Below are 26,761 nucleotides of genomic sequence, written 5' to 3'. Positions count from 1 at the left end.
CACCCGTGGCGGCGGCCGGGTCACTCGAAGGCCATGATCTCCTCGTAGCAGGTGTCGTAAGCCTCCTGGCAGGAGACATTGGGGTTGTCGTTCATGCACGCGACGAGATCGTCCGCTGCATCTCGGTTGAGGGGGTTCATCTGAGCCGCGCACTTGGAGGTGTCGAACGTGCCGGCGTCGCAGAAGTCGGAGATGGTGTCGCAGATCTCGTCGGCCTGGTGCGGGCACGCGTTGGCGTACGCGCGGTTCATGCACGCTTGAACGGGCTCCACATCGCACGCCCGCTCCACTCCGATGTCGCTGAGGCAGTCCACGAGGTCCGCGGCGTGACCCGGGGAGAAGATGGCGAAGCCGTGCTTGCAGAGCCCGTAGCCGATCGGGTCCTCGTCGCGGTTCGCGCCGCACTGGCTCGTCGCCCCCTGCTCAGGCGAGATGTTGAGCTCGTCACAGGCCGCGACCGTGAGGTTGCCGTCCGACGCCTCGATGCAGGCATCGCTGCCGCCGTCGCCGCCCTGGCCGCCGTCGCCGCCGCTGCCGCCCTGGCCGCCGTCGCCGCCCTGGCCGCCGTCGCCGCCCTGGCCGCCGTCGCCGCCGTCGCCTCCGCTGCTCGTGGACCCGTGGGTGACGCCGGGTCCGACCGTCTGGTCCACGTCGTTGTCGGTGTCCTCCGTGGTCACGACGCAGCCGGTGACGATGGCGGGCAAGATGAAGGTAAGCGCGAGGAAAGAATGGCGATGGCGAGCAAGCATGGTCACGGTGCCTCCTACAATGTCAGGGAAGAGTTCCACGGCCTGGTGCGTTCGACTGAACCTGGGGCTCCCCTATTCCCCTCGCAATCCTGCTCTTCGGCCTGGTCCAGCCGTCCGACGCCGACGCTCCGGGGGCGCACCTCCGACGTCGGCGGCTCAGGCCGCCGTCGACCGCTTGTTTCAGCTGCATTTCGTCAGTGTCAAGAACAAATTTCAGCATCGTGGTCGTCCGTCCGCCTGCCCGGGCACCAGGCCGGCGCGCCCGGCTCCTCCCGACGTCCGTTCAGGAAGACCTGAAAAGCTGCTCAGGCCGCGGGGACGCGCGAAACAAACTGAAAGGGCGCGGAAGGATCGCGCTTGCGTACCGCGCCTCCCGCTGGTAATCACCGCGCTCCGTTTTCCCGGGCGATCGGGTGTCCTCCCGGTCTCCCAGTAGAAGAGCCGTAACGGCGCTTCGATCCCAGCTCCGCCCCTTCGGCCGCCGCGGGAACCCCCCCGGTGACGCGAAGGGGGCCCACGTCGATGGACGTCGGGCTGGGACCGGAAGCGTACGACGGTGCAACCGGTTCGCAGCGAACCGAAACCCGGTACGGAGTCACTCCGCCCGCCGGTGTCGCGAGGTATCTCGAATGGTAAGCAAAGCCAGTGCGATGTTTTCGCGGATCGCCCCGCGCAAGGCTCGCATGATCGCCGATCTCGTCCGAGGTCGCGACGCGGACGAGGCGATCCAGTTGCTCTCGTTCACGCAGAAGAGCGGCGCCCCCGTCCTGCGGAAGATCATCGAGAGCGCGGTCGCGAACGCCCAGCAGGCGGGCGCCGACATCGACGCGCTCTTCATCAGCAAGGCCACCGTCGACAAGGGGCCGAACAAGTTCAACCGCCGCTGGCGGCCGCGCGCGATGGGCCGTGCGACCCGGATCACCAAGGGCGTGTCGCACATCGTCATCGAAGTCGACGAGAGAAAGTAAGTAGAGGACCTGCCGATATGGGACAAAAGACCCATCCGTATGGCTTCCGCGTCGGTGTCATCAAGACGTGGAGCAGCAAGTGGTACGAGGACGGCGCTGCGTATCAGAAGTGGCTCCACCAGGACATCCGCATCAAGCGCGCGATCAAGCAGTACCTCTACAACGCCAACATCGCCGGCGTGGAGATCGAGCGCGCCGCCAACCGCGCGAAGGTGATCGTCTTCACCGCCCGCCCGGGCATGGTGATCGGCAAGGGCGGCAAGGGCATCGAGACGCTGAAGAGCGGGAACGTCGGCACCGCGTCCAAGGGTGAGACGCTCTTCCCCGGCGTGTCGTCGTTCACCGACAACGAGGTGTTCATCGACGTGCAGGAGGTCCGGAAGGCCGAGACCAACGCGCAGCTCGTCGCCGAGAACATCGCGACGCAGCTCGAGCGCCGGATCGCGTTCCGCCGGGCGATGAAGAAGGCGGTGTCCACCGCGATGAAGTTCGGCGCGAAGGGCATCCGCGTGCGCTGCGCCGGCAGGCTCGGTGGCAGCGAGATGAGCCGCGTCGAGACCTACCGCGAGGGCCGGGTGCCGCTGCACACGCTCCGCGCCGACATCGAGTTCGGCCTGGCCGAGGCGAAGACGAAGGTCGGCATCATCGGCGTGAAGGTCTGGATGTTCAAGGGCGAGGTCCTGCAGCGTAAGGCGCGCCGGATCCAGTAGAGGGATTGCAGAATGCTGTCTCCGAAGCGAACCAAGTTCCGCAAGATGCAGAAGGGGAACAACCGCGGCCTCGCCATGACGGGCAGCGACGTCTCCTTCGGCGACTTTGCGCTCCAGTGCGTCGAGCCTGCCCGCGTCACCTCGCGGCAGATCGAGGCGGCTCGTATGGCGATCCAGCGGCACGTGAAGCGCGCGGGCAAGCTCTGGATCCGCATCTTCCCGGACCGTCCGGTGACGAAGAAGCCGCTCGAGGTCCGCATGGGTGGGGGCAAGGGCGCGCCCGAGGAGTGGTGCGCGCTCGTGCAGCCGGGCCGCGTGATGTACGAGATCAGCGGCGTGAGCGAGGAGACTGCGAAGGAGGCGTTCCGCCTCGCGTCGCACAAGCTCCCGATGCAGTGCAAGTTCCTCGCCCGCGGGCTGACGTGAGGTAGGCGATGAAGGCGAAGGATTTGCGTGAACGCACCACCGAGCACCTGCGCGAGCTCGAGAAGTCTCTGGCGGCGGGCCTGTTCGAGGCGCGGTTCAAGAATTTCACGAATCGGCTGAACGACACGGCGACGATCCGCAAGTCGAAGCGGGATCTCGCGCGGGTGAAGACGATCCTCACGCAGCGTGCGCGTGCCGAGGAGAAGGCGTAGCCATGGCGAAGAAGAAGGCAGAGACCCAGCAGCCGGTCGCTGCGGCGCCCGAGCTGGCAGCCGCGGCGCCTGCGCAGGGTGAGACCGAGGCGAAGGCGCACGGCTTCCGGCGCAAGCTGGTCGGCAAGGTGACCAGCGACAAGATGAACAAGACGGTCACCGTCGAGGTCATCCGGAACGCGCTCGACCCCGTGTACAAGAAGTACGTCCGTCAGCGGGAGCGCTACAAGGCGCACGACGAGACGAACCAGTACAAGGTGGGCGATCGCGTCGAGATCACGGAGCACAGGCCGATCTCCCGCGACAAGCGGTGGCTCGTGACCAAGCTCGTTGCCCGCCCGGTGGAGGAGTAGCGCCATGATCCAGGTGTCGACGCATCTCGAGGTCGCGGACAACTCCGGCGCCCGAATCGTGAAGTGCATCAAGGTGCTCGGCGGCTCGCGCCGCAAGTACGCCGCCCTCGGCGACGTCATCGTCGTCTCGATCAAGGAGGCGTTGCCGGGCACCAAGGTGAAGAAGGGCGAGACGGCGCGCGCCGTCGTCGTCCGCACCGCCCGGGAGTACCAGCGCTCGGACGGCAGCTACATCAAGTTCGATGGGAACAGCGCGGTCCTCATCAACAAGGAGAAGGAGCCGATCGGCACCCGCATCTTCGGGCCGGTCGCTCGCGAGCTCCGCGCGAAGAAGTTCATGAAGATCATCTCTCTCGCTCCGGAGGTCCTCTGATGAAGCGCCTCAGGGTCGGTGACCTCGTGCAGGTCATCAGCGGCAAGGAGGAGGGGAAGCAGGGCCGCATCACGAAGATCCTCGCTGACGAGGATCGCGTGGTCGTGGAAGGCCTGAACACGGTGACCCGCCACCAGCGGCCCACGCCGCGCAACCAGGAGGGCGGGAAGATCACCAAGGAGGCGCCGATTCACGCCTCGAATGTCATGCCGGTCGATCCGGCGACGGGCAAGCCGACGCGCGTGAAGGTGCGCGTCGGTGAGGACGGCAAGAAGACGCGCGTCGGCAAGAGCGGCAGCGCGATCGGTGTGGGCTAGCCATGGCGGACAAGAAGGACAAGGACAAGGCGGCCAAGGACGCCGGTAAGGGCAAGGACAAGCCCAAGCCGCAGCAGGCCAAGCCTCAGGCGCCCGCCAAGAGCAAGGAAGCCAAGGGCGCGAAGGCCAAGGGCGCCGAGGCCGAGGCCTCCGGGCCGGCCGAGGATCGCCCGCGCGACCCGAACTACGCTCCCCGGCTGCGCACGCACTACAGGAAGAGCGTGACGGCCGCGCTCGCGAAGAAGTTCGGCTACAAGAACCCGATGATGGTGCCCCGCCTGCAGAAGGTGGTCATCAACATGGGGCTCGGCGCCGCGGTGCAGAACCCGAAGATCATCGACTCCGCCGTCGAGGACATGCGGGCGATCTCCGGCCAGAAGCCGGTGGTGACCCGTGCTCGGAAGTCGATCGCGACCTTCAAGCTGCGCGAGAACCTGCCCATCGGGGTGATGGTGACCCTGCGTGCCGAGCGGATGTGGGAGTTCGTGGATCGCCTGATCGCGTTCTCTCTCCCGCGTGTTCGCGACTTCAAGGGCGTTAGCCCGAAGGGGTTCGACGGCAAGGGCAACTTCACGATGGGCCTGCGCGAGCAGATCATCTTCCCCGAGATCGACTACGACAAGATCGATGTCGTGAAGGGGCTCAACATCTCGTTCGTGACGACGGCGAAGACGGACGAAGAAGGACGCGCGCTCCTGACCGAGCTTGGCATCCCGTTCCGGCATTGAGGGATTTTCGATGGCCCGTGCAAAAGAGTTTGCGAAGCTGAACCGTCCGCCGAAGTTTTCTACGCGGCACAAGAACCGTTGCAAGGTGTGCGGGCGCGCGCGCGCTTACTACCGCGACTTCGAGCTCTGCCGCGTCTGCCTTCGGTTGTTCGCGCTCCGTGGTGAGCTCCCTGGTGTGATCAAGGCCAGCTGGTGATTCTATGATGACCGATCCCATCGCCGACATGCTGACCCGCATTCGCAACGCGGCGCTCGCGCGGCACGACAGGACCGAGATTCCCGCGAGCCGCATCAAGGCCGCGGTCGCGGAGATCCTCAAGTCCGAAGGCTTCATCGCCGACGTGCGCGAGACCGAGGGCGAGGGTCCCAAGAAGCTCACGATCGTGCTCAAGTACGGGCGCGATCGTCAGAGCGCGATCGACGGCGTGCGCCGCGTCTCCCGCCCCGGGCGCCGCGTGTACGTGCGTCACGACAGGATCCCGCGCGTGTTCAGCGGGCTCGGGATCTCGATCCTGAGCACGTCCCGCGGGCTCATGAGCGACAGGGATGCGCGTCGCCTCAAGATGGGCGGCGAGCTGATCTGCGAGGTGTGGTGATGGAAGCTCAGGCGAACGCAGCCCAGCCCGCGAACGGTGACAGCCGGCTCGCTCCGAAGACGTCGCGCGTCGGCAAGCGCCCGATCGACCTGCCGAAGGGGGTCACCGCGACCGTCAACGGCCGGAAGATCGACGTCAAGGGCCCGAAGGGGCAGCTCTCCCGCGCGATCACCGACAAGGTGGACATCAAGCTCGACGGCGGCAAGCTGCACGTGAGCTCGGTGGCGCCGGGGCGCGACGGGTCGCGCCTCCAGGGCCTCACGCGGGCGCTCGTGGCCGCGATGGTGAAGGGCGTCGCCGAGGGCTACGAGCGTACGCTCGAGCTCAAGGGGACCGGCTATCGCGTCGAGCTCAAGGGCACGACGCTGAACTTCGCCCTCGGCTTCTCCCACCCGGTGACGTTCCCGGTGCCCACGGGGCTCACGGCGACGATCCCGGCGGACTCGAAGGGCACGGTCCTCATCCTGACGGGCGCGGACAAGGAGCTCATCGGGCAGACGGCCGCGACGATCCGTGGCTTCAGGCCGCCGGAGCCGTACGGCGGCAAGGGCGTCCGTTACCGCGGCGAGCGCGTGCGGGAGAAGGCTGGCAAGGCCGGCAAGGGCGGCAAGAAGTAAAGGCGAGCGGCGGCGTTTACGCCGCTGCACCGAGGGACGAGACGGTCATGGGCATGAAAATCGTCGGTCGGGAGCGCCGGAAGCTCCGCATCCGCAAGAAGGTCGAGGGGACGCCGGAGCGCCCGCGCCTCAGCGTCTTCCGCAGCTCGAAGCACATTTACGCTCAGGTCATCGACGACGTGAGCGGCAAGACCCTCGCCCACGCTTCGACGCTGTCGAAGGACCTCAAGGGCTCCCTCGACGAGGACAACAAGGTCGAGGCGGCGAAGAAGGTCGGGGCGCTGATCGCGAGGATCTGCAAAGAGAGGCAGATCGACAAGGTCGTCTTCGACCGCAACGGCTATCTGTATCATGGGCGCGTCAGCGCCCTCGCCCAGGCGGCGCGCGAGGCAGGTCTCGATTTCTGACTCCCACAGCCGCTGCCCTGATGGTGAGGGCAGCGGGCGCGGTCAACTGCCGCGGCGGAGAACGTGATAGAGGACGGTTATGGCGTTCGATCATGTCGACGAAGAGAAGCTGAAAGAGCGAGTCATCCACATCAACCGCGTCGCCAAGGTCGTCAAGGGCGGCCGGCGCTTCAGCTTCTCGGCGCTGGTCGTGGTGGGCGACGAAGCGGGGCACGTGGGCATCGGCCTGGGCAAGGCGAACGAGGTGCCGGAGGCCATCCGCAAGGGGAACGATCAGGCTCGCAAGAACCTGTTCCGCATCCCGCTGGACGGCGTGACCATCCCGCACGACTCGTTCGGCCACGTCGGGGCGGGCAAGGTCCTGCTGAAGCCGGCCAGCCCTGGGACGGGCGTCATCGCCGGCGGCGCGGTGCGCGCCGTCGTCGAGTCGGCGGGGATCCACGACGTGCTGTCGAAGTCGCTCGGCACGAGCAACCCGCACAACGTCGTGCACGCGACCGTCGCGGCGCTCCGTGGGCTCAAGAGCCCGGAGAGCGTCGCCGGGAAGCGGTCGATGCAGCTCGACTCGCTCGACTACCAGCGCCGCGGTGGCACGAACACCGCGGGTCGACGGCGCGCGAGCGTCGCGCCGCCCCCCGGGAAGCCGGGCGGCGGCGGTGGTGCACCGAGCGGCGGCGGTGAAGGAGGCTCGCAGTGAAGCTCCGGGTACGTCAGAAGGCCAGCAACATCGGCCAGGTCGAGCACACCCGCAAGATCATCAAGGGGCTCGGCCTGCGTGGGCCGGGGTCCGAGGTGGTCGTCGCGAACACGCCCTCGTTCCGTGGCATGGTGAAGAAGGTCCTCCACCTCGTCGAGGTCGAGGAGGTCGCCGACGGTGCGACCTCCTCGAAGGCCTGAGAAGCGAGATCGTCATTCCAGCGGAGTCGCCGCGTACGGAAGTGTGAAACATGGACATTCTCTCTAAGCTCCAAGCCCCTGAAGGCGCCGTAACCAAGAGGCTCCGCGTTGGCCGTGGCGTGGGCTCGGGCGTCGGCAAGACGTCCGGCCGCGGACAAAAAGGGCAGAAGGCGCGGGCCGGCGGCAACATCAACAAGAAGCACTTCCAGGGCGGGCAGACGCCGATCCAGCGTCGCCTCCCGAAGCGTGGCTTCCGCAACCCGCTCGCTGACATCGTCGTCAACGTCAACGTCGGCGCGCTCGAGGCGTTCGACGATGGCGCGCAGGTCGATCTGATCGCGCTCCACGAGCGCCGCCTCGTTCAGGGGCGGTTCGACGTGCTGAAGATCCTCGGCGACGGTGAGCTCACGAAGAAGCTCACGGTGACGGCGCACCGCTTCTCCAAGGGAGCGGTCGAGAAGATCGAGAAGGCGGGGGGCAAGGCGGTCGTGCTCGCGGCGCCTGCACCCCAGGGCAACTCGACGGACTCCTCGTCCTCGTAGCCAGCGCGCACGCGCACCCACCAAGCCGGAGTCCAGGATCGCCTATGGCCAGCCTCGCGGGAATCACCAACTTCCACAAGATCCCCGAGCTCCGGCGACGCGTGATCTTCACCCTGGTGATGCTCGCGGTCTACCGGGTCGGCGTCTTCGTGACGACGCCCGGCGTCGACCGGAACGCGATGCGGCAGTACGTCGCGAAGCAGTCCGGCGGGCTCCTGAGCTTCTTCAACATGTTCTCGGGCGGCGCGCTGGAGAACCTGTCGATCTTCGCGCTCGGGATCATGCCGTACATCTCGGCCTCGATCATCATGCAGCTCATGGGCATGGTCTACAAGCCCATCGACGAGCTGCGGAAAGAGGGCGAGCAGGGCCGCCGGCGGATCGATCAGTACACGCGGTACGGCACGGTCGCGCTCTCGCTGTTCCAGGCCTTCTCGATCGCGAAGATGCTCGAGGGCCTGTCGAGCAGCGAGACCGGGGCCGGGATCGTGAACCACCCCGGCATCGGCTTTCAGCTGATGACGGTCATCACGCTGACGACCGGGACCGCGTTCCTGATGTGGATCGGCGAGCAGATCACGGAGCGCGGCGTCTCGAACGGCGTCTCGCTCCTGATCTTCGCGAGCATCGTCACGCGCATCCCGGCGGAGCTCGGCAACTACTTCGCCCAGAACGCGGGCGATCTCCAGCCCCTGACGATGGCCGCGGTCGTCGCGTTCATCGTGTTCGTCATCGCCATCATCGCCTTCTTCGAGAACGGCAGGCGTCAGATCCCGATCGTGTACTCGCGGCGCCAGGTCGGTCGCCGCGTCTACGGCGGGCAGACCGCGCACCTGCCGCTGAAGGTGAACACGTCCGGGACCATCCCCCCCATCTTCGCGTCGTCGCTGCTGATGTTCCCGCAGACGCTCGCGAACATGAACGTCCCCGGGGCCGACCACCTCCAGGCGATCATCAACCGGGGGGACTGGGTCTTCAACACCGGCTACGCGCTGCTCATCATCTTCTTCTGCTTCTTCTACACGAACGTCACGTTCCAGCCGGTGGACGTCGCGGAGAACCTGAAGAAGCAACAGGCAAATATCCCCGGGATCAGGCCAGGCAAGCAGACGGCGGACTACATCCACCGCGTGATCCAGCGGATCACCGTGGGCGGCGCGCTCTATGTCGCCGCGGTGTGCGTGGTGCCCTCGATCGTCGGCAACCTCCTGCGTGTCCCCTTCGGCTTCGGGGGCACGTCGCTGATGATCGTCGTCGGCGTCGCGCTCGACACCGTGAACCAGCTGGAGGCGCACCTGATCACGCGGAGCTACGAGGGGCTCACGGGCCCCGGTGCCACCCGCATCCGGGGCCGCAGGCTCCCGGAAGCGTGATGGAGGGCAAATGATCTTGGTTCTGGTGGGACCTCCTGGAGCTGGGAAGGGTACGCAGGCAAAGCTGCTGTGCGCCCGCTTCGGCATCCCGCAAATCTCGACAGGCGACATGCTGCGCGAGGCAAAGCGGTCGGGGACGCTGGAGAAGCGCTATCTGGACATCATGGACTCTGGCGGACTCCTGCCGGATGAGGCCGTCATCGGCCTCATCGCGCGCAGGACGGTCGAGCCCGACTGCAGCAATGGCTTCCTCCTGGACGGATTTCCCAGGACGGTGCCGCAGGCGGACGCGCTCGACGAGCTGCTCGCCAGCCAGGGCGGTACCTGGATCGACGCGGTGATCCAGCTGGACGTGGCGCGTCCCCTGCTCGAGGAACGGTTGATCCATCGCCGCACTGACAAACGCAGTGGACAGATATATCATCTCGTCTATAATCCGCCGCCCCCCGGTGCGGAGCTAGAGCATCGGGCCGATGATCGGCCCGAGGCTGTTGCAAAGCGTCTCGATGCCTACGAGGCGATGACGGCCGCGCTTCTGCCGTTCTACGAGCAGAAGAAGCTGCTGCATCGCGTCGATGGGGTCGGGAAGCCTGAAGACGTGACGCACAGGGTACTGTCGGCCATTGGCCGGCCGGGCTCGGGTGGAGAATGAGGCGTAAGAATCAGACCAGACCGCCGAAGGAACCGAAGGGCGACAAGCTCGAGTTCGACGGCGTGGTTCAAGAGGCCCTGCCGAACGCCATGTTTCGCGTGAAGGCGGACAACGGCCTCGGCGTCCTCGCGACCATCAGCGGCCGGATGCGGCAGTACTACATCAAGATCCTACCGGGCGACCGCGTGACCGTCGAGGTCTCGCCGTACGACCCGAGCCGTGGCCGGATCACGTACCGGCACAAGTAACGTAGTTTTTGAGGAATCTGGAGGCTCCCCGTGAAGGTGCGCCCGAGCGTCAAGAAGATTTGCGACAAGTGCAAGGTGGTCAGGCGGCGTGGTGTCGTTCGGATCATCTGCGAGAATCCCCGCCACAAGCAGCGCCAGGGGAATTAGCTCTTTCGGCGGAAGCCCGCCCTCGTTTCGGTTTGGAGTAACCATGGCTCGTATCGCTGGTGTCGATCTCCCGCGTCGGAAGCATGTCGCCTACGCCCTGCCGTACCTGTTCGGCATCGGGCGGACTCTCGCGTTGCAAATCTGCGAGAAGACCAACATCCCGCAGAACAAGCGGGTCGAGGAGCTCAGCGACGCTGAGGTGAAGGCGATCCGCGACCTCCTGGACGCCGAGTACAAGGTCGAGGGCGACCTGCGGCGCGAGGTGCAGCTCAACATCAAGCGGCTCATGGACCTCGGCTGCTACCGGGGCCTCCGCCACCGGCGCGGGCTCCCGGCGAACGGGCAGAGGACGCATACGAACGCGCGCACCCGAAAGGGACCGCGCAAGGGCATGTTGCAGCGGCGTCCTGCCGCGACCAAGTGACGAGCGGGGATTAGGACGCCATGGCGCAAGCGAAGACGGCTGCCGCTACAACGAAGGCCAAGCAGAAGAAGAAGGTCAAGAAGAATGTGTCCGCGGGTATCGCGCACATTCAGTCGACCTTCAACAACACGGTCGTGACGATCACGGACATCAACGGCAACGCGATCGCGTGGTCGTCCGCTGGCGCTCGCGGCTTCAAGGGATCGCGCAAGTCGACGCCGTTCGCCGCGCAGCTGGCGGCGGAAGAGGCGGCGCGCCGGGCGCAAGAGCACGGGATGCGCTCGGTCGCCGTGTTCGTGAAGGGGCCGGGGGCCGGGCGCGAGAGCGCGCTCCGCGCGCTCCAGACCGCTGGCTTCAAGGTGACGCTGATCCGCGACGTCACGCCGATCCCCCACAACGGTTGCCGGCCGCCCAAGCGGCGCAGGGTTTGAGGTAATTCACGATGGCTCGCTACATTGGTCCGGTCTGCAAGCTCTGCCGCCGCGAGGGGATGAAGCTCTACCTCAAGGGCGAGCGGTGCTACTCCGAGAAGTGCGCGTACACGCGGCGCCCGTATCCCCCGGGCCAGCACGGCCAGGGGCGCATCAAGCTGAGCGAGTACGCGGTGCGCCTGCGCGAGAAGCAAAAGGTGCGTCGCATCTACGGCGTGCTCGAGCGGCAGTTCAGCGGGTACTTCCAGGAGGCCAACCGGCGCAAGGGCCGGACGGGCGAGGAGATGCTCGGGCTGCTGGAGCGGCGGCTCGACAACGTGGTGCATCGGATGGGCTTCGGCTCGTCCCGCGCCGAGGCGCGCCAGCTCGTCCGGCACGGCCACGTGCACGTGAACGGCAAGCGGCTGGACATCCCGAGCTACGTCGTTCGGGCGGGTGACCGGGTCGAGCTCACCGAGGGGGCGCGCAAGTTCAAGAGCGTCCTCGCCTCCGTCGGCGGCGCGGACAAGCGGCCGGTCGCGAGCTGGATCGACGTGGATCGCGCGGCGTTCACCGGCGCGATCAAGGGCGCGCCGATCCGCGAGGATCTCAACGAGCCGGAGATCCGCGAGCAGCTCGTCGTCGAGTACTACTCGCGCTGATCGCGCGAGGGCGGCGCGAGGAGGGCGGCGTCGCGAGCGCACCTTGCAGGGTGCGCTCGCTCGCTGCGGGCTCCCCTCGACGTCGCCGTCCCGCGCTCTCGCGCGGGGGCATGGAGCCTAGGATGCGGGCAGGAGGCGGCGCCGATCGGTCGAGTGCGGCCGCGGCGTGAGACCTCCGCGCAAACCTCATGAAGGAAGGAGATCGCCATGACGATGAACAACCCGAACCTCACGATGATCGCCCGTAACTGGCGCGATCTGATCCGGCCCAAGGGCATCTCGATCGACGCGGAGAGCGGGACCCAGTTCTACGCCAAGTTCACGTGTGAGCCCCTGGAGCGCGGCTTCGGGATCACGATCGGCAACTCGCTGCGCCGCGTGCTGCTCTCCTCCCTCCAGGGGGCGGCCGCGACGGCCATCCGCATCGAGGGCGCGCTGCACGAGTTCACGACCGTGCCGGACGTGGTCGAGGACGTCAGCGACATCATCCTCAACGTGAAGGAGGTCGTCTTCAAGGCGGCCACCCCGAAGACGTACTCGGTGCGGATCGATCGCGAGGGGCCCGGGCCCGTGTACGCGCGCGATATCCAGCTGGTCGAGGGTCTGTCGGTGCTCAACCCCGACCACCTCATCGCCGTGCTCGACAAGAAGGGCCCGCTCTCGATGGAGCTCACGGTCAACGTGGGCCGCGGCTACGTGCCCGCCGAGCGCAACAAGACGCCGACCATGCCGATCGGGACGATCCCGATCGACGCGCTGTTCTCGCCGATCCGCAAGGTGAACTACACCGTGCAGAACGCCCGCGTCGGGCAGGTGACCGATTACGACAAGCTCACGCTCGAGGTCTGGACCAACGGGTCCGTCTCGCCCGCGGATGCGGTCGCCTTCGCCGCGAAGATCCTCAAGGAGCAGCTCTCCATCTGGGTCAACTTCGAGGAGAGCGAGGAGACGAGCTACCAGGCGGTGATGAGCGACGACGAGCCGCTCAACGAGAACCTGTTCCGCTCCGTCGAGGAGCTCGAGCTCAGCGTCCGCTCCGCGAACTGCTTGCAGAACGCGAACATCACGCTCATCGGCGAGCTCGTGCAGCGGACCGAGCAGGACATGCTCAAGACCAAGAACTTCGGTCGCAAGTCGCTGAAGGAAATCAAAGAGATCCTCGCGAACATGGGGCTCTCGCTCGGGATGAAGATCGACAACTGGCCGCAGCTCCTCGAGCGCTGGAAGGCGCAGCAGGCGCAGGCGTGAGTCGGTACTGAGGGAACGTCATGCGTCACAAGAAAGCGGGCAGGCAGTTTGGTCGGGATACCTCCAGCCGCAGGGCGATGCTTCGCAACCTGACGGCGAACCTGATCACCCACGAGCGGATCGAGACGACCGACGCCAAGGCGAAGGAGCTGCGGCGCGTGGCCGAGCGGCTCATCACCAAGGCGACGCGGCTCGGCAAGGTCGCGTACACCGCGCACGGGGAGCTCAGCCCCGGCGACAGAGCGCGCCGGCTCCACGCCGAGCGGCTCGTGGGCAGCTACATCCCTCGCTGGGGGGTCGCGACCGATGGCAAGAAGGTCGACATCATCGCGAAGGTGATGATCGACCTCTCGAAGCGCTTCGAGGGGCGGCCGGGTGGCTACACGCGGATCATCAAGCTCGGTCCGCGCCGCGGTGACTCCGCGCAGATGAGCCTCATCGAGTTCATCGACGCGCCGCCGGTCGCGGACGCGCCTTCGCAGGCCGCCGAGCCGGTCGCCGCGGCGGAGCCGGCCACCCCGGCGACGACCGCCGGCTGAGCCGGATGCAGCCGGCGCCCCATGGCGCCGGCGCAGTTGCAGACAGGACGCCGGGAGAGCGCTCAGCTCGCCCGGTGTTTCTGCTTTGTGAGCCCCGCCAGCAATCAGGGACAGAGCGCTGCGTGGCCGGCGCGCTCGACGGCTCAGCGGTCGCGCGCGCCGGCTTCAGGGGCGTCGTCGCTCCGCGGTTCCGCCTGCTCGATAGGCTGTGCCGGCAGGTCAGGGTCCGCGTTCGAAGTGGCGGGCGGGGCCGGCTCGGGAGACGTCGGAGGCTGCGGAGGAGCGGCGCTGTCCTGCCTTCGCGGCGGTGTCGAGGCAGGAGAGGCGGCCGGCAGCGGAGGGGACGGCGCCGAGGCAGGAGAGGCCGGCGGCGGCACCGAAGCAGGAGAGGCGGCCGGCGGCGGCACCGAAGCAGGAGAGGCGGGCGGCGGCGGAGGAACGGTGCCGCCTTGCCCTCTCGCGGGCGATGGAGCGCTCCGACGCCGGGCGATGAAGAACATCGAGAGCACCGCGGCGAGACCTACCGCTCCCGCGGCGATGTGGCGGTTCGTCTGGCTCTTCCGCTCGGCGACCTTGTCCCCGAGGGAGGCGAGCGCCGCCCTCGCGCCGGCGTTGGAAGGGTCGAGCTCGATCGCGCGCTCCAGCACGAACTTGTCCGGCGTGCCGCGCTCGATGAGGAGCGCGCCCTCTAGGTAGGCGATCTCCGCTTCGATCTTCTTCGCGCGCTCGCCTGGCGCGTCGAGGCGCAGCGCCTTGCGCAGCATGGCGAGCGCGTCGTCGCGCCGGTCGGCGGGCAGCGATCGCGCCCGCTCCACGTAGGCGTCCACCATCTCCTTGCGGCGCTCGAAGAGCGGCGCGCGGGCGAGGACCTTGTCGAACGCCTCGGTGGCCTCGGCGGGCTTGCCCGCGCTCGCCGCGGCGACGCCCTCGTCCATCAGCTTGTACACCTCCGCGAGGCGCGCGCGATCGTACGTCCCGAAGAGCTCGCGCGCGACACGGTCCCACGACCACTCGCGCGGCGGCTTCGCGCCGGTGAGGTCCAGGTAGGCGTCGCGGAGCTGCCAGATGCCGGGCTCGCCGATCGCGGAGATCGCCTCCCGCGCGGCGTCGCGCAGCCGCGCGCGGTCGCTGTTGCAGAAGCTGAGGACCACGCGCATGGCGTCCACGTCCCGGACGCGACCATAGGCGCGGAGGACGTCGGCGAGGATCTGCGTGTCGTTCGACGCGATCGCCTCGCCGGGGATCGCCCGGCCGAGCAGGTCGAGCTGCTTGTTGGCCCACCGCTGGACGATCTTGGCGTCGTGCTGGCGCGCCTCGATCAGCGCGGGGACCGCCTTGTCGCGGAGCTTGGCCACCTGCCGCTGGAGATCGATGCGGAGCAGCTCGCCGAAATAGGCGTGCAGCGCGATGAGCTCGCGGACCGCAGGCGTCGTCCCTGCAGCGACGAGCATCCGCTCCATCGCGAGCAGCTTGACGACATCGCGCCACGCGCTGTCCCGCGGCCGCGCCGCGGCCAGCATGAAGTCCAGCCAGTCCCCCTCGTCCTTCTCGTCGTCAGCGCCCTTCTTGGCGCTCTGGTCGGCCTTGGGGTCCTTCTTTGCGTCCTTCGCCTCGCCGGCGTCCTTCTTCGCGCCCTGGTCGGCCTTCGCGTCCTTCTTCGCGTCGCCAGCGCCCTTCTTGGCATCACCGGCGCCCTTCTTCGCGTCGCTGGCGCCCTTCTTCGCGTCGCCAGCGCCCTTCTTCGCGCCCTTGTCGGCCTTCGCGTCCGGGGCCTTCTTCTTGTTGCCGTCGCGCGCGTCCTCCCCCTTCTCGCCCTTCAACGCCTTGCGGCCTTCTCTGCGCGCTTCCGCGAGCACGCGAGGCGCCGCGCCCCGATCGAGCGAGCCGCGGATGTCCTGAACGCGAAGCCGCACCGCATCGACGATGCCAGGGATCGGCTCGTCGAGGGCCGCGCGGGCGTTCTCCCGCGAGCGCGCGTCCTCGGACGTGAGCTGGTCGAGCAACCGGTCGAGCTCGCGGACCGCGGTGATGTCGGGCTCAGGTCGAGCGATCGGGGCGAGGCGCGGGAGCTCCGGGAGCGCGGCGGAGGCCGGCGCGGACGTGCCCGCGTCGCGCTCGCCTGCGGCGCGCGCCGCAGGCGTCGCGAGCGGCACGGCTGCGAGCAGGCCAATCAGGGCGAGCCACGCGCACGCCGGCGTGCGCCGCCGCGCCGGTTGCGCCCCTGCGCCCCTCGGATCCGACGAGCTGCGTGCCAAGCGCATCAATCCGTGATGCGAAAGTCGAAGAAATCGCCGGAGAAGCCCCGCCACCGGACGTCGACGCGCTCGACGCGCGCGGCGCTCGGGCCGCGGTTCGCCCAGGCGATGAGCTCCTTCAGCTCGTCCTCCTCTCCCTCGGCGAGGACCTCGACGGCGCCGTCGGACCGGTTTTTCACCCAGCCGGTGAGGCCGAGCCGCTTGGCCTCGCGCTGCGTGGAGGCACGAAAGAAGACGCCCTGGACGCGACCGCGGACGAACAGCTGAACCTGTTTGAGCCCCATGGAACCAGCTTGACTTAGCCGTGCGTTCGGGGGGAGGCAACTTCAGGCAGCACCTGGTGGCCACGGGCAGTTCGCCCTCGCCGTCCTGCGCAAGGACGGCGCGGACGACCTGTGTCCGTGCCGCGCCCCACGACGCGCGAGCATCGTCCGTGCCTCCCGCCGCGCATTGACAGAGCAGACGCGCTTGATAGAGTCGCCGCCCGATCGGCAAGCACAGCCCGCCGATCGAGCGACATGAACGTGAGGGGCGCCGGTTGCGACGCGACCCCTCTTCCCTCTGGCGACCCGCCGACATCGACGACATGCTCGGCCCCGCCTCGGGTCCGACCCGCTGACCCTCCCCAACCAAAAAACCAACGACCGACGGCCTCCACGCCCTTGACAGGGCACGCGCCGTCGCATCCTGGAGCTTTCCGACTCATGCACCTCAGGGAACTGAAGCAGAAACCGATGGCCGAGCTCGTCCAGATGGCGAAGGGGCTCAACATCGAGGGCGCTGCCGGGCTGCGCAAGCAGGAGGTCATCTTCGCTCTCCTGCAGGCCCACGCGGCGCAGGACCAGCCGGTCTACGGCGAGGGCGTGCTCGAATGCCTGCCCGACGGCTTCGGCTTCCTCCGGGCGCCGGACTACAACTACCTGCCGGGTCCGGACGACATCTACGTCTCGCCGTCCCAGATCCGGCGCTTCAACCTCCGCACCGGCGACAGCGTGAGCGGCTCCATCCGGCCGCCCAAGGAGCGCGAGGCGTACTTCGCGCTGCTCAAGGTCGACAAGATCAACGGCGAGCCCCCCGAGGTCGCCCGCGACAAGATCCTGTTCGACAACCTCACGCCCCTCTACCCGCAGCAGAAGTTCAACATCGAGAACGGGACGAAGAGCTTCTCGACCCGCATCATCGACATGCTCTGCCCCATCGGGAAGGGGCAGCGCTGCCTCATCGTCTCGCCGCCCCGCGCGGGCAAGACGGTGCTGCTCCAGCAGATCGCCAACGCGATCTCCGCGAACCACCCGGACACGACGCTGATCGTGCTGCTCATCGACGAGCGCCCGGAGGAGGTGACCGACATGCAGCGCACCGTGAAGGGCGAGGTGATCAGCTCGACCTTCGACGAGCCCCCGACGCGGCACGTGCAGGTGGCCGAGATGGTGATCGAGAAGGCGAAGCGCCTCGTCGAGCACAAGCACGACGTCGTGATCTTGCTCGACTCGATCACCCGCCTGGCGCGCGCGTACAACACGGTCGTCCCGCCGAGCGGCAAGATCCTCTCCGGCGGCGTCGACTCGAACGCGCTGCACAAGCCGAAGCGGTTCTTCGGCGCCGCGCGCAACGTCGAGGAGGGCGGGTCGCTGACGATCGTCGCCACCGCGCTCGTCGACACGGGCTCGCGCATGGACGAGGTCATCTTCGAGGAGTTCAAGGGCACGGGTAACAGCGAGATCCACCTGGATCGCAAGCTGATGGAGAAGCGGATCTTCCCCTGCCTCGACATCAACAAGAGCGCGACCCGCAAGGAAGAGCTGCTGCTGCCCGAGTGGATCCTCCAGCGCGTCTGGCTGCTCCGCCAGCTGCTGCACCCCCTCAACGTCATCGACTCGATGGAATTCCTGCTGGACAAGGTGAGCCGCACCGAGACCAATCAGGAATTCCTCGAGAGCATGAACCAGTAGGCGCATGTCCTAGGGCGCTCCCGGCGGTCGTCGGGAGCGCTCTCGTTCGCGCGAACGGTTCGCGCGGGGGCCCGCGCGCGCGCTTCTCCGGGCGAAGTCGTGTTAGCGTCTTCTGGTGACCGCGAAGGCGGAACAACGCACGAAGGCGCTGCAGGCTCGCATACAGGAGCTCGAGGCGCGCCTCGCCCACGCCGACAAGACGGTGCAGGCGCTCCGGGATGTCGGGCTGGCCCTTGGCAGCACCCTGGATCTCGACCAGCTCCTCGCGCTGATCCTGAACAAGATCACCGAGCTGCTCGACGCGGACCGAGCCACCCTCTACCTGCTCGACGAGCAGCGGCAGCGGCTCTTGTCGCGCATCATCATCGGCGAGGAGGCGCGCGCGATCGAGCTGCCCGTCGGCGCAGGGATCGCGGGCCACGTCGCCAAGATGGGGCGGACGGTCCGCGTGAAGGACGCCTACCGGGATCGCCGGTTCCAGCGCGACTGGGACGAGGTCACGGGGTACCGCACCCGCTCGATCCTCGCCGCGCCGATGAAGAACCACGTCGGCCGGACCATCGGGGTCATCCAGGTCCTGAACAAGCACGGGGAGGGGGAGTTCTCGGTCCATGACGAGGAGCTCCTGAGCGCGCTGGCGACGCAGGCGGCCGTCTCGATCGACAACTCGAGGCTGTTCCTCTCGGTGATCCAGAAGAACACGCAGCTCGTGGAGACGAAGGAGCAGCTCGAGCACCGCGTGAGCGACCTCAAGCTGCTCTTCGACCTCGAGAGCGCGATGGGCCGCGCGACCACGATGGAGGACCTCGCGCGCGCGGTCATCACGGAGGCCGGCAGGGCGTGCGAGGCGCGGGCGGGGGGGATGCTCGTCGACGAGATCGAGGGCGGGCTGTTCCTCTACTTCTTCGATCTCACGGCGTTCGACGGGGGCAGCGCGCCGCCCCGCGCGCCCGCGCTCGGCGATGAGCCGGAGGGCGTCGTGGGCGGGGCCCCCCCGTGGCCGGCGGTGAAGCGCATCGCGATGCGCCGCGGCGAAGGGGTGGTCGGGCGCGCCATGGTGAACAACGAGGCCGTGTGCTTCTCGCGCGAGGGCGGGGGCGAGGAGCCGGACGACACGCTCGTTTCGCCGCGGCTCGCCCAGCTCGTCGGCGCGGAGCTCAGGACGGCGATCGCCGTGCCGCTCGAGGGCGAGGACGCGGTGCCGATCGGCTCCATGGCCCTCTACAACTCCAGGCACCCCCACGGCTTCTCGAAGGACGATCGCGCGCTGCTGCGGCTCGTGTCGGCGAACGCGTCGACCGCGCTGCGGCTGTTCCGGTCGCGCCTCGAGCGGGAGCAGAGCGAGCGGCTCACAACGATCGGGCGCCTGCTCTCGGGCGTGATGCACGACATGCGCACGCCGCTCACGGTGATCAGCGGCTACGTCCAGCTCATGGCCGGCGCTCCCGACGCGGCGACGAGGGAGGACCACGCGCGGCTGATCCTCAAGCAGTTCGACGTGATCAGCGCGATGCAGCGCGAGGTGCTGGAGTTCGCGCGCGGCGAGCGGAGCATCCTCGTGCGCAAGGTCTACTTGACCAAGTTCTTCGGCGACATCGAGAAGCAGCTGGAGCACGAGCTCGCCGGGACCGGCGTCTCGCTCTCCCTGGAGCTCGAGGACCGAGGGACCGCGCGGTTCGACGAGGCGAAGATGACGCGGCTCCTGCACAACCTCGTCCGCAACGCGGTCGAGGCGATGCGGCCAGGCGGGGGCACGTTGACGATCCGCACCTACCGCGACGAGGGCGACCTCGCGATCTGCGTCGCGGACACCGGGAAGGGGATCCCCAAGGAGATCCAGGGCCGCCTCTTCCAGTCGTTCGTCACCTCCGGCAAGCGCGGCGGCACCGGCCTCGGGCTCGCGATCGTGAAGAAGATCGTCGACGAGCACGCCGGGACGATCACGGTCGCGTCGTCCGACAAGGGCGCGAAGTTCACCATCCGCCTGCCTCAGGAGAGCGCGCCGTCGCGGTCTGCTGGGACCGCAGGGGGGCAGCCTCAGCTGGCGTCGACGGACGGCAGCTCGGCGAGCAAGGCGGGCGCGAGCGTCGCGCCGGTCGTCCACGAGGGCATCTCCCGCCGCAGGCCGGCGGGCTCAGCCCCCTCCGTCACTCCCGTGAACGAGCGGGGCCGACGCTCGTCCAGCAACGGCTCGGACGCCTGAAGCGCCCCCGCCGCTTGCGCGAGGCGCACCCGATGGAGAGACTCGAACGGTGTCCCAGCTCCGCCTGAAGCTCCTCGAGCCCCACCGGACGTCGCTCGAGAAGTGCGTCTACTGCCCCAAGCTCTCCCGCGCCGCCTGCCCCGTGTCGAACGTCGAGGCGAACGAGACGGTGACGCCGTGGGGGAAGATGTCGATGGCGTACTTCGCCGCGCGCGGCGACGTGCCGCTCGACCCAGGCCACGCGGACCCGGCCTGGGCGTGCTCGGCGTGCTTCGGGTGCCGCGAGCGCTGCGATCACAAGAACGAGGTGGCCACCGTGCTGACGGACGCGCGCGCTGAGCTCTTCGCGCGCGATCTCGCGCCGGAGGGGGCCAGGCGCGTGGCGGAGCGCTTCTCGGCCCGCGAGGACGGCCGCGCGGGTGAGCTCGACGCGCGCTCTCGGTCGGCCGCGGCCGCGCCCGGCGCGGTCCTCGTGCTGATCGGCTGCGGCTACGAGCGCCACGCGCCGGACGTCGCGCGCGACGCGCTCGACGCGACCGAAGCGCTGACGGGCGCCCCGACCCGCCCGGTGCGCGCCTGCTGCGGGCTGCCGCTCCTGTACGCCGGCGATCGTCCGGGCTTCGAGGCCGCCGCGCGGCGGCTCGCCGCGGAGGTCGCGCCCGGGGGGCGCTTCGTCGCCGTCGATCCCGGGTGCGCGCGCGCCGTGCGCGTCGAGTACCCGCGCGTGGGCGTGAGCGTGAAGGCCCCGGAGCTGTTCGTCGATCTCGCGCGCTCGTCGCTCGACCGGCTGCAGCGATCGGCGTCGGAGCGGCGGGTGCGCTACCACGATCCCTGCCAGCTCGGGCGCGGCCTCGATCGCTACGACGCGCCCCGGGAGATCCTCGCCCGCATCACGGGGCGCCCGCCGGAGGAGTTCATCCACCGCCGCGAGCACGCCGACTGCAGCGGCGGCGGCGGCCTCCTGCCCGCCACGCGCGCCGCGTCGTCCGCCGGCATCGCCGACGGCAGGATCGCGGAGCACCGCGCGCTCGGCGGCGGGCTGCTCGTGACGCACTGCGCGCAGAGCCTCCGGCGGTTCAGGACGCGGGGCGAGCCGGCGGAGGACCTCGCGAGCCTCGTCGCGCGGGCCGTCGCGCCGCGATGAGCGCGCCGCCGCCAGCCGCGGACGAGGCGCGCGGCGGCGCCGCGGGGCCGGAGGAGCGCGCGCCTCAGAAGCGGCGCACGGTCGCGGGGAGGCTGCTCGCGAGCTACCTCGTGGTGCTCGCCGCCTTCGCGCTGACCGTCGGCTGGAGCGTCCAGGCGCTGCGGGCAGCTTCGCGCGACGCCCAGCTGCTGCGCGCCGGGTACGTCCCGCTGCTGCTCCGCATCGGTGAGGTCCTGGCCGAGCAGAACGTCTTCAACGCCCAGCTCAACCACATCACCGCCGCGAAGAACCCGGGGGACGTGCGCGAGTGGATCGAGACCGCGCGGCGGACCCGCCCGCTCGCGTTCTCGATCGTCAAGGACGCCGCCCGGGCGCTCGCCGGCGATGAGAAGGCGACCGGCGGGGACGCCCGCCTCGGGCAGACGGCCGCGTCGTCCGGCGTCCGCCGGTTCAGCGACGAGGTCGCGGCCGAGGTGGCGGCGATCGAGCGGCTCGTCGGCGCCAGCCCGGAGCGGTTCGCTCAGCTCTTCCAGGCGCTCGCCGTCGGCGACCGCGAGCTCGCCGAGCGCACGCGCGACGAGCTGGTCAAGCGGGAGGTCGAGGGCGCGCAGCGGCTGCGGGCGATCAGGAGCCGCGTCGAGGGGCAGATGCAGAGCCTCACCGACGAGGCGGAGCTGCGCGAGGAGCGCTCGATGCACCTGCTCCTCGGGCTGGGCGTGCTGACGCTCCTCGTCGGCGTGATGATGTCGCTGTACGCGCGGCGCGTGCTCGCCCCGCTGACCGCGGTCACCGAGCGGGCCAACGCCGTCGCGCGCGGCGACCTCACCCCGAAGCAGGCGCTCGCCACGAACGACGAGATCGGCGAGCTCGCGACGACGTTCGAGGACATGGTCGCCGCGATCCGCCGCGCGCGCGCCGAGCTCGTGAACGCCGAGCGGCTGGCGGCGATCGGGAAGATGGCCGCGCACGTCACGCACGAGATCAGGAACCCGCTGTCGTCGATCGGGCTGAACCTCGAGCTGCTCGAGGAGGAGGTGGCGCGCGCCTCCGCGGCGGACATGCCTGACGCCGAGCTGAGGCCCGTGATGAAGGAGTCCGCGCAGCTCGTCACAGCCATCCGGGCCGAGGTGGACCGCCTGTCCCGCATCGCGGAGCAGTACCTCAGCGTCGCCCGCCGCCCCCGCCCGCGCCTGGAGCCAGAGCGGGTGGACGACCTGGTGCAGGAGCTGGTGGCGTTCGTGAGGCCCGAGCTCGACCGCGCCGGCGTCGCGGTTCGCGTCGAGGTGGAGGAGGCGGGGCCCGAGATCCTCCTCGACGAGTCGCAGATCCGCCAGGCGCTCCTGAATTTGCTCCGCAACGCGCGCGAGGCGATGCCGAAGGGCGGCGAGATCGTCGTGAGCGTCAGCTTCTCGAGCGGCGCCGCGACCATCGCGGTCGACGACACGGGCCCCGGCGTGCCGGAGGAGCTGCGGGCGTCCATCTTCGACCCCTTCTTCACGACGAAGCAGCGCGGTACGGGGCTCGGGCTCGCGGTCACGCGGGACATCATCGAGGCGCACGGCGGCACGATCTCGTGCGAGCCGCGCGAGGCGGGGGGCACGCGGTTCCGGATCGCGCTGCCCGCCGGGCGTTCACCGGCCCAGGGCCGCGCCGCCGACGCGGTGCTGTGAGCCGCTCCGGCCGCGCCTCGCTCGCGCGGCGGAGAGCGGCACGTCCGACGCGGGGCCGCAGCGCGCGGGCTATTTGGGCATGTCCAGGTACTGGAGGGCGAGCCCCATGAGGAAGAAGCCCACCACGGCGAACAGGATCGCCGCGAGCACGTAAACGATGGTTCGAAGCGTCCGCGCTGGCGGCGCCGGAGGCCGCTGCTCGAGCGGCCCTGGCTCGCCGGCCGTGGCAGGCCCCGGGCTTGCCGAGTCCATGCTTGGCCGCACGGGTTTGTAGACAAGCGTCGGACCCTGGCCGGTCGTCGACCCGCCCGAGCTGTCCTCGGAGAAATCCGGGAGCGTCCGCGGCGTCACCGGGTGGGACACGAGCGGGGGCACGAGCTCTCTGACCGCGTTGTTGAGCACCATGGTGCCGTTCGGGCCGGTCCACTGGGCGGGCGCCAGCGCCGTCGGTCCGCCCGGCGCGCGCCCGCCGGGCATGTAAGGCGGGAGCTGGCCCTCGTTCTGCGTGAGCTGCGGCTCGGCGAGGGGGTGGGCCGCCCGCTCAGGCTCACCGTGCGGGCGGCCCACGGTCTCGACCCGCGGTTGCGCCCCCGGGTCGGTCGCCGTGCGGATCAAGATGGGATCGATCGGTGGCACCGGGAGCTTGACCGCGCCGGAGGAAGGCGGCTTGTAGCTCTGGTGCGCTGGCGGGATGGGCGAGCTGCGCGCATGGCCGGAGGCGCTGCTTGCCGGCAGGGTGGAGCTGGGTGAGCCGCTGACCGGATGGCTGGAGGTCCTCGCCGGCCGCAGCTCCCGCCAGGCGGTGAGCCCCTCGAGCGCGCTCTGGAAGCGGTCCGCGGGCTCTCGCGCCAGCCCCTTCGCGAGGAACGCCTCGAGCCGCGGGTCGACGGGCCCGTCCATCGCCTCGGCCAGCGTCCGCGCGTCGGTCTTCTGCTTCATCTCGACCATGATGAGCAGGTTGCGCGCCTGGTAAGGCAGCTGGCCGCTCATCGACTGGTAGATCATCGTGGCGCAGGCGTAGATGTCCGCGCGGTGGTCGACCGTCTTCGCCTTGCCGATCTGCTCGGGCGGCATGAACGAGAACGTGCCCAGGCTCTGGCCCATCTCGGTCAGGGTCTCCGCTCCCATCTCCTTCGGCAGCTTGGAGATGCCGAAGTCGAGGATCTTGACCCGCTTCGACCCGTCGGGGCGCGCCTCGATGTACACGTTCGACGGCTTCAGATCGCGGTGGATGATCCCGGCGCGGTGCGCGTCGGCGAGCCCCATCCAGACCTGCTCGATGATCGGGTGCAGCTCCTCGAAATCGATCGGTCCCGTCCGCTTCAGCCGATCGATCAGCGACTCGCCCTCGAGCAGCTCGAAGACGAGGACGATGCCGTGCTCCGGGTCCTCCTCGACGTCGAGGATCTCGGTGACGTGATCGCTGTTGATGGATCCCGCGGCGCGCGCCTCGCGCCGGAACCGCTCGGCCGCGGACGACTTGGCCTTCGACTCGGCGCGCAGGAGCTTGATCGCCACCTGGCGGCCGGTGCGGATGTTCTCCGCGGCGAACACCTCGCCCATGCCGCCGCGGCCGAGCTGGCGGATGATGCGATACCGGTTCGCAACGACGGTTCCAGCTTCGAGCTCCAAGCGCGCCCTCGCCCCAGAGTATCCTCCGTGCCGATGCGGAGGATCAAATTCTCCGGCGCGAACGAGGTGATCCGACCGTAAGTCGCGGGCCGCCGGTCGTGGGCCGCCGTCGCTCTTCCCAGCGCCCAGCGCGGCGGAAGGGCCGCGGGATCGAGCTCTTCCGTGGGTTCTCCTCCCCTTCGCCGAGGGGCAGGCGCTGCCCGGTCGCGCGCGGCGTCCTCGCGTCGGTCGCAGGGGCACGGCCGCGCCCCTGCGCCGCCGCGGGGCTCACTCGTCTTCTTGCTGGCGGAGCTTCGCCATGACGCTCAGGTCCTCGAGCGTCGAGGTATCGCCGGTCAGCTCTCGACCAGCGGCGACGTCCTTCAGGAGCCGGCGCATGATCTTGCCGCTGCGGGTCTTCGGCAGGGCGTCCGCGAAGCGGATCGCGTCGGGGCGGGCGAACTTGCCGATCTCCTTGGCGACGTGCTCGGCGAGCTTCGCCTGGAGCTCCGGCCCGGCCGTCACCCCCGGCCGGAGCGAGACGAACACCACGAGCGCCTGTCCCTTGAGGTCGTCCGGACGACCGACGGCGGCCGCCTCTGCGACGGAGGGATGAGACACGAGCGCGCTCTCGATCTCGGCCGTCCCGATGCGGTGGCCGGCCACGTTCAGCACGTCGTCGATGCGACCGACGACCCAGAAGTAGCCGTCCTCGTCGCGGCGGGCGCCGTCGCCGGTGAAGTAGCAGCCCTCGACGTCGCTGAAGTACTGCTTCCGGAAGCGCTCGTCGTCGCCCCACACCGTGCGCAGCATCGACGGCCACGCCTGCTTCAGGACGAGCAGCCCGCCCTCGCCCGCGGCGACGGGCTTGCCGTCCTTCGTCACGACCTCGGGCACGACGCCGAACATCGGCAGCCCGGTCGACCCCGGCTTCGAGAACGACGCGCCGGGCAGCGTGGTCATCATGATCGAGCCCGTCTCCGTCTGCCACCAGGTGTCCACGACCGGGCAGCGGCCGCCGCCGATGGTCCGGTGGTACCAGATCCACGCCTCGGGGTTGATCGGCTCGCCGACCGAGCCGAGGAGCCTGAGGCTCGACAGATCGCTCTTCGCGGGCCACTCGTCGCCCTGCCGCATGAAGGCGCGGATGGCCGTGGGGGCGGTGTACAGGATGGTGACCCCGTGCTTCTCGATCAGCCGCCAGAAGCGGCCCCAGTCGGGGAAGTTCGGGGCGCCTTCGTACATGAGGCACGTCGCGCCGTTCGAGAGCGGGCCGTACACGATGTAGCTGTGGCCCGTCACCCAGCCGACGTCGGCGGTGCACCAGTAGACGTCGTCGTCGCGCAGATCGAAGACGTACTTCGTCGTGACGTGCGCGCCGACCAGGTAGCCGGCGGTCGTGTGGAGCACCCCCTTGGGTTTCCCGGTCGAGCCGCTCGTGTAGAGGATGAAGAGCGGGTGCTCGGCGTCGACGATCGTCGGCTCGCAGGCGGGGGCGGCCCCGGCGAGCAGGTCGTGCCAGAAGACGTCCCGGCCCTCCGTCATCTGCACATCGCAGCGCTCCTTGCCGAGGTGCTGGTACACGATGACGCGCGTCGCGCTCTTCGCCTCCGGCTGAGCGAGCGCCTTGTCGACGGTCGCCTTCAGCGGCACGACCTGCCCGCGCCGGTACGCGCCGTCCTGCGTGATGACGAGCTTGGCCTGGCTGTCGTGGATGCGGTCGCGGAGCGCGTCCGCGGCGAAGCCGCCGAACACCACCGTGTGCACCGCGCCGAGGCGCGCACAGGCGAGCATCGCCACGGCCACCTCGGGGACCATGCCCATGTAGATCGCGACCCGGTCACCCTTCTCGATGCCCAGCCGCTTGAGCGCGTTGGCGAGCAGCAGCGTCTCGCGGTGGAGCTGGGCGTAGGTCAACGTCCGCGTGGCGCCGTGCTCGCCTTCCCAGATGATGGCGGCCTTGTTCCTGGTGGCCGTGGTCAGGTGTCGATCGAGGCAGCTCTCCGTGACGTTGAGGGTGGCGCCGAGGAACCACTTGGCGTGCGGCAGGGACCAGTCGCTGGTCGTGGTCCACGGCGTGCGGAACACGAGGTCGCTCACCTCCCGGCGCCAGAACGCGTCCGGCTGCTCGATGCTCTCGCGGTAGAGCGCCTCGTAGGTCGCCTGCGCGCCGACGCGCGCACGACGCGAGAACTCGGCCGGCGGCTCGAACCGGCGCGTCTCCTTGAGCAACGACGTGATGGCATCCTGCGACATGGCACCCCTTGAGGGGACGGCGGCAGCCCGATCCCCGGCTGACGTTGAAGGGGATGGCGGCAGCCGATCCCC

At 69.1% G+C, this 26,761-nt stretch carries 32 protein-coding genes and 1 pseudogene; 28 read left to right on the top strand and 5 right to left on the bottom strand.

Annotated elements, in window-relative coordinates; translation table 11 throughout:
- Positions 1–20: 20 nt before the first annotated feature.
- Positions 21–749, bottom strand: coding sequence for a hypothetical protein (locus WMF29_RS42275; RefSeq protein ID WP_437331224.1), 729 nt, complete (start codon positions 747–749; stop codon positions 21–23).
- 629 nt (positions 750–1,378) lie between these two features.
- On the opposite strand from WMF29_RS42275, the gene rplV reads away from it, so the two are divergent.
- The 24 genes and pseudogenes from rplV (at position 1,379) to rplQ (ending at position 13,598) form a co-directional block, all read left to right on the top strand.
- Positions 1,379–1,717 carry a 50S ribosomal protein L22 gene (rplV, locus tag WMF29_RS42270; protein WP_012240567.1) on the top strand — a complete coding sequence of 113 codons (339 nt, stop codon included), beginning with the start codon at positions 1,379–1,381 and terminating at the stop codon, positions 1,715–1,717.
- A 17-nt stretch (positions 1,718–1,734) separates the two neighbouring features.
- Entirely contained in the window at positions 1,735–2,427 is a 693-nt protein-coding gene (gene rpsC / locus WMF29_RS42265; protein WP_020740980.1) for a 30S ribosomal protein S3, read from the top strand.
- Between the two features lie 12 nt (positions 2,428–2,439).
- A complete protein-coding gene (rplP, locus tag WMF29_RS42260) occupies positions 2,440–2,853 on the top strand; it encodes a 50S ribosomal protein L16 (protein WP_012240565.1) in 414 nt (137 codons plus the stop codon).
- Positions 2,854–2,861: 8 nt separating this feature from the next.
- Positions 2,862–3,065, top strand: a complete 204-nt coding sequence (gene rpmC / locus WMF29_RS42255) for a 50S ribosomal protein L29 (protein ID WP_272102120.1) — start codon at positions 2,862–2,864, stop codon at positions 3,063–3,065.
- Positions 3,066–3,118: 53 nt separating this feature from the next.
- Positions 3,119–3,418, top strand: a complete 300-nt coding sequence (rpsQ, locus tag WMF29_RS42250) for a 30S ribosomal protein S17 (protein WP_437331223.1) — start codon at positions 3,119–3,121, stop codon at positions 3,416–3,418.
- A gap of 4 nt (positions 3,419–3,422) precedes the next feature.
- Complete coding sequence (gene rplN / locus WMF29_RS42245; RefSeq protein WP_012240562.1) at positions 3,423–3,791, top strand: 50S ribosomal protein L14; 369 nt, start codon at positions 3,423–3,425, stop codon at positions 3,789–3,791.
- Positions 3,791–4,108, top strand: coding sequence for a 50S ribosomal protein L24 (gene rplX, locus WMF29_RS42240; protein WP_272102121.1), 318 nt, complete (start codon positions 3,791–3,793; stop codon positions 4,106–4,108). Before rplN ends, rplX begins: the two co-directional genes overlap by 1 nt.
- A gap of 2 nt (positions 4,109–4,110) precedes the next feature.
- The gene (rplE, locus tag WMF29_RS42235) at positions 4,111–4,836 is read left to right on the top strand and encodes a 50S ribosomal protein L5 (protein ID WP_437325722.1); all 726 of its coding nucleotides are present in this window, start codon (positions 4,111–4,113) and stop codon (positions 4,834–4,836) included.
- Positions 4,837–4,846: 10 nt separating this feature from the next.
- Positions 4,847–5,032: a type Z 30S ribosomal protein S14 gene (locus WMF29_RS42230; protein WP_012240559.1), complete on the top strand. Its 186-nt coding sequence runs from the start codon at positions 4,847–4,849 to the stop codon at positions 5,030–5,032.
- A 4-nt stretch (positions 5,033–5,036) separates the two neighbouring features.
- A complete protein-coding gene (gene rpsH / locus WMF29_RS42225) occupies positions 5,037–5,432 on the top strand; it encodes a 30S ribosomal protein S8 (protein WP_272102122.1) in 396 nt (131 codons plus the stop codon).
- Positions 5,432–6,049, top strand: a complete 618-nt coding sequence (gene rplF / locus WMF29_RS42220) for a 50S ribosomal protein L6 (RefSeq protein WP_437325721.1) — start codon at positions 5,432–5,434, stop codon at positions 6,047–6,049. The genes rpsH and rplF overlap by 1 nt, the downstream gene beginning before the upstream one ends.
- A 47-nt stretch (positions 6,050–6,096) precedes the next feature.
- Positions 6,097–6,456, top strand: coding sequence for a 50S ribosomal protein L18 (gene rplR / locus WMF29_RS42215; RefSeq protein ID WP_012240556.1), 360 nt, complete (start codon positions 6,097–6,099; stop codon positions 6,454–6,456).
- Between the two features lie 79 nt (positions 6,457–6,535).
- Positions 6,536–7,015, top strand: a pseudogene (gene rpsE, locus WMF29_RS42210) (30S ribosomal protein S5); the annotation flags it as partial.
- Between the two features lie 134 nt (positions 7,016–7,149).
- The gene (rpmD, locus tag WMF29_RS42205) at positions 7,150–7,353 is read left to right on the top strand and encodes a 50S ribosomal protein L30 (protein ID WP_012240554.1); all 204 of its coding nucleotides are present in this window, start codon (positions 7,150–7,152) and stop codon (positions 7,351–7,353) included.
- Positions 7,354–7,403: 50 nt separating this feature from the next.
- Positions 7,404–7,895, top strand: coding sequence for a 50S ribosomal protein L15 (gene rplO / locus WMF29_RS42200; protein ID WP_272102125.1), 492 nt, complete (start codon positions 7,404–7,406; stop codon positions 7,893–7,895).
- Between the two features lie 44 nt (positions 7,896–7,939).
- Complete coding sequence (secY, locus tag WMF29_RS42195) at positions 7,940–9,268, top strand: preprotein translocase subunit SecY (protein ID WP_272102126.1); 1,329 nt, start codon at positions 7,940–7,942, stop codon at positions 9,266–9,268.
- A gap of 10 nt (positions 9,269–9,278) precedes the next feature.
- On the top strand, positions 9,279–9,920 hold the full coding sequence (locus WMF29_RS42190) for an adenylate kinase (RefSeq protein WP_437325720.1): 642 nt from the start codon (positions 9,279–9,281) through the stop codon (positions 9,918–9,920).
- Positions 9,917–10,168 carry a translation initiation factor IF-1 gene (infA, locus tag WMF29_RS42185; RefSeq protein ID WP_012240550.1) on the top strand — a complete coding sequence of 84 codons (252 nt, stop codon included), beginning with the start codon at positions 9,917–9,919 and terminating at the stop codon, positions 10,166–10,168. Before WMF29_RS42190 ends, infA begins: the two co-directional genes overlap by 4 nt.
- A 30-nt stretch (positions 10,169–10,198) precedes the next feature.
- The gene (gene rpmJ, locus WMF29_RS42180; protein WP_012240549.1) at positions 10,199–10,315 is read left to right on the top strand and encodes a 50S ribosomal protein L36; all 117 of its coding nucleotides are present in this window, start codon (positions 10,199–10,201) and stop codon (positions 10,313–10,315) included.
- 43 nt (positions 10,316–10,358) lie between these two features.
- Positions 10,359–10,739 (top strand): 30S ribosomal protein S13, encoded by a 381-nt coding sequence (rpsM, locus tag WMF29_RS42175; RefSeq protein ID WP_012240548.1) that lies wholly within the window; start codon positions 10,359–10,361, stop codon positions 10,737–10,739.
- 20 nt (positions 10,740–10,759) lie between these two features.
- A complete protein-coding gene (gene rpsK, locus WMF29_RS42170) occupies positions 10,760–11,170 on the top strand; it encodes a 30S ribosomal protein S11 (RefSeq protein ID WP_272102128.1) in 411 nt (136 codons plus the stop codon).
- Positions 11,171–11,181: 11 nt separating this feature from the next.
- On the top strand, positions 11,182–11,811 hold the full coding sequence (rpsD, locus tag WMF29_RS42165) for a 30S ribosomal protein S4 (RefSeq protein ID WP_272102129.1): 630 nt from the start codon (positions 11,182–11,184) through the stop codon (positions 11,809–11,811).
- Between the two features lie 207 nt (positions 11,812–12,018).
- Positions 12,019–13,059 carry a DNA-directed RNA polymerase subunit alpha gene (locus WMF29_RS42160; RefSeq protein WP_012240545.1) on the top strand — a complete coding sequence of 347 codons (1,041 nt, stop codon included), beginning with the start codon at positions 12,019–12,021 and terminating at the stop codon, positions 13,057–13,059.
- Between the two features lie 20 nt (positions 13,060–13,079).
- On the top strand, positions 13,080–13,598 hold the full coding sequence (gene rplQ, locus WMF29_RS42155; RefSeq protein ID WP_437325719.1) for a 50S ribosomal protein L17: 519 nt from the start codon (positions 13,080–13,082) through the stop codon (positions 13,596–13,598).
- A gap of 143 nt (positions 13,599–13,741) precedes the next feature.
- On the opposite strand, the gene WMF29_RS42150 is transcribed toward rplQ, so the two are convergent.
- Together WMF29_RS42150 and yccX are read right to left on the bottom strand one after the other, a co-directional pair.
- Complete coding sequence (locus tag WMF29_RS42150; RefSeq protein WP_437325718.1) at positions 13,742–15,853, bottom strand: hypothetical protein; 2,112 nt, start codon at positions 15,851–15,853, stop codon at positions 13,742–13,744.
- A 5-nt stretch (positions 15,854–15,858) separates the two neighbouring features.
- Entirely contained in the window at positions 15,859–16,137 is a 279-nt protein-coding gene (yccX, locus tag WMF29_RS42145; RefSeq protein ID WP_272102132.1) for an acylphosphatase, read from the bottom strand.
- A 420-nt stretch (positions 16,138–16,557) separates the two neighbouring features.
- On the opposite strand from yccX, the gene rho reads away from it, so the two are divergent.
- The 4 genes from rho to WMF29_RS42125 all read left to right on the top strand — a co-directional run bounded on the left by rho (position 16,558) and on the right by WMF29_RS42125 (position 22,822).
- A complete protein-coding gene (gene rho, locus WMF29_RS42140; RefSeq protein ID WP_012240541.1) occupies positions 16,558–17,805 on the top strand; it encodes a transcription termination factor Rho in 1,248 nt (415 codons plus the stop codon).
- A gap of 115 nt (positions 17,806–17,920) precedes the next feature.
- On the top strand, positions 17,921–20,008 hold the full coding sequence (locus WMF29_RS42135; RefSeq protein ID WP_437325717.1) for a GAF domain-containing protein: 2,088 nt from the start codon (positions 17,921–17,923) through the stop codon (positions 20,006–20,008).
- A 49-nt stretch (positions 20,009–20,057) separates the two neighbouring features.
- Complete coding sequence (locus WMF29_RS42130; protein ID WP_437325716.1) at positions 20,058–21,152, top strand: (Fe-S)-binding protein; 1,095 nt, start codon at positions 20,058–20,060, stop codon at positions 21,150–21,152.
- Entirely contained in the window at positions 21,149–22,822 is a 1,674-nt protein-coding gene (locus WMF29_RS42125; protein WP_437325715.1) for an ATP-binding protein, read from the top strand. The genes WMF29_RS42130 and WMF29_RS42125 overlap by 4 nt, the downstream gene beginning before the upstream one ends.
- A gap of 69 nt (positions 22,823–22,891) precedes the next feature.
- Here WMF29_RS42125 and WMF29_RS42120 read toward each other — a convergent pair whose 3' ends face one another.
- Positions 22,892–24,454 carry a serine/threonine protein kinase gene (locus WMF29_RS42120; RefSeq protein ID WP_437325714.1) on the bottom strand — a complete coding sequence of 521 codons (1,563 nt, stop codon included), beginning with the start codon at positions 24,452–24,454 and terminating at the stop codon, positions 22,892–22,894.
- A gap of 267 nt (positions 24,455–24,721) precedes the next feature.
- Positions 24,722–26,689, bottom strand: coding sequence for an acetate--CoA ligase (acs, locus tag WMF29_RS42115; protein ID WP_437325713.1), 1,968 nt, complete (start codon positions 26,687–26,689; stop codon positions 24,722–24,724).
- Positions 26,690–26,761 lie beyond the last annotated feature (72 nt).

It is taken from the genome of Sorangium sp. So ce381 (assembly GCF_051473845.1).
Lineage (GTDB): Bacteria > Myxococcota_A > Polyangia > Polyangiales > Polyangiaceae > Sorangium > Sorangium atrum.
The sequence above is the reverse complement of the archived record's forward strand: the minus strand, read 5'-3'. Positions and strand labels throughout refer to the sequence as shown.

Bases quoted from the DNA above. Each gene is read 5' to 3' on its own strand.
- WMF29_RS42275 (WP_437331224.1), bottom strand. From the start codon at position 749: ATGCTTGCTCGCCATCGCCATTCTTTCCTCGCGCTTACCTTCATCTTG.
- rplV (WP_012240567.1), top strand. From the start codon at position 1,379: ATGGTAAGCAAAGCCAGTGCGATGTTTTCGCGGATCGCCCCGCGCAAG.
- rpsC (WP_020740980.1), top strand. From the start codon at position 1,735: ATGGGACAAAAGACCCATCCGTATGGCTTCCGCGTCGGTGTCATCAAG.
- rplP (WP_012240565.1), top strand. From the start codon at position 2,440: ATGCTGTCTCCGAAGCGAACCAAGTTCCGCAAGATGCAGAAGGGGAAC.
- rpmC (WP_272102120.1), top strand. From the start codon at position 2,862: ATGAAGGCGAAGGATTTGCGTGAACGCACCACCGAGCACCTGCGCGAG.
- rplN (WP_012240562.1), top strand. From the start codon at position 3,423: ATGATCCAGGTGTCGACGCATCTCGAGGTCGCGGACAACTCCGGCGCC.
- rplX (WP_272102121.1), top strand. From the start codon at position 3,791: ATGAAGCGCCTCAGGGTCGGTGACCTCGTGCAGGTCATCAGCGGCAAG.
- rplE (WP_437325722.1), top strand. From the start codon at position 4,111: ATGGCGGACAAGAAGGACAAGGACAAGGCGGCCAAGGACGCCGGTAAG.
- WMF29_RS42230 (WP_012240559.1), top strand. From the start codon at position 4,847: ATGGCCCGTGCAAAAGAGTTTGCGAAGCTGAACCGTCCGCCGAAGTTT.
- rpsH (WP_272102122.1), top strand. From the start codon at position 5,037: ATGATGACCGATCCCATCGCCGACATGCTGACCCGCATTCGCAACGCG.
- rplF (WP_437325721.1), top strand. From the start codon at position 5,432: ATGGAAGCTCAGGCGAACGCAGCCCAGCCCGCGAACGGTGACAGCCGG.
- rplR (WP_012240556.1), top strand. From the start codon at position 6,097: ATGGGCATGAAAATCGTCGGTCGGGAGCGCCGGAAGCTCCGCATCCGC.
- rplO (WP_272102125.1), top strand. From the start codon at position 7,404: ATGGACATTCTCTCTAAGCTCCAAGCCCCTGAAGGCGCCGTAACCAAG.
- secY (WP_272102126.1), top strand. From the start codon at position 7,940: ATGGCCAGCCTCGCGGGAATCACCAACTTCCACAAGATCCCCGAGCTC.
- WMF29_RS42190 (WP_437325720.1), top strand. From the start codon at position 9,279: ATGATCTTGGTTCTGGTGGGACCTCCTGGAGCTGGGAAGGGTACGCAG.
- infA (WP_012240550.1), top strand. From the start codon at position 9,917: ATGAGGCGTAAGAATCAGACCAGACCGCCGAAGGAACCGAAGGGCGAC.
- rpsM (WP_012240548.1), top strand. From the start codon at position 10,359: ATGGCTCGTATCGCTGGTGTCGATCTCCCGCGTCGGAAGCATGTCGCC.
- rpsK (WP_272102128.1), top strand. From the start codon at position 10,760: ATGGCGCAAGCGAAGACGGCTGCCGCTACAACGAAGGCCAAGCAGAAG.
- rpsD (WP_272102129.1), top strand. From the start codon at position 11,182: ATGGCTCGCTACATTGGTCCGGTCTGCAAGCTCTGCCGCCGCGAGGGG.
- WMF29_RS42160 (WP_012240545.1), top strand. From the start codon at position 12,019: ATGACGATGAACAACCCGAACCTCACGATGATCGCCCGTAACTGGCGC.
- rplQ (WP_437325719.1), top strand. From the start codon at position 13,080: ATGCGTCACAAGAAAGCGGGCAGGCAGTTTGGTCGGGATACCTCCAGC.
- yccX (WP_272102132.1), bottom strand. From the start codon at position 16,137: ATGGGGCTCAAACAGGTTCAGCTGTTCGTCCGCGGTCGCGTCCAGGGC.
- rho (WP_012240541.1), top strand. From the start codon at position 16,558: ATGCACCTCAGGGAACTGAAGCAGAAACCGATGGCCGAGCTCGTCCAG.
- WMF29_RS42125 (WP_437325715.1), top strand. From the start codon at position 21,149: ATGAGCGCGCCGCCGCCAGCCGCGGACGAGGCGCGCGGCGGCGCCGCG.
- acs (WP_437325713.1), bottom strand. From the start codon at position 26,689: ATGTCGCAGGATGCCATCACGTCGTTGCTCAAGGAGACGCGCCGGTTC.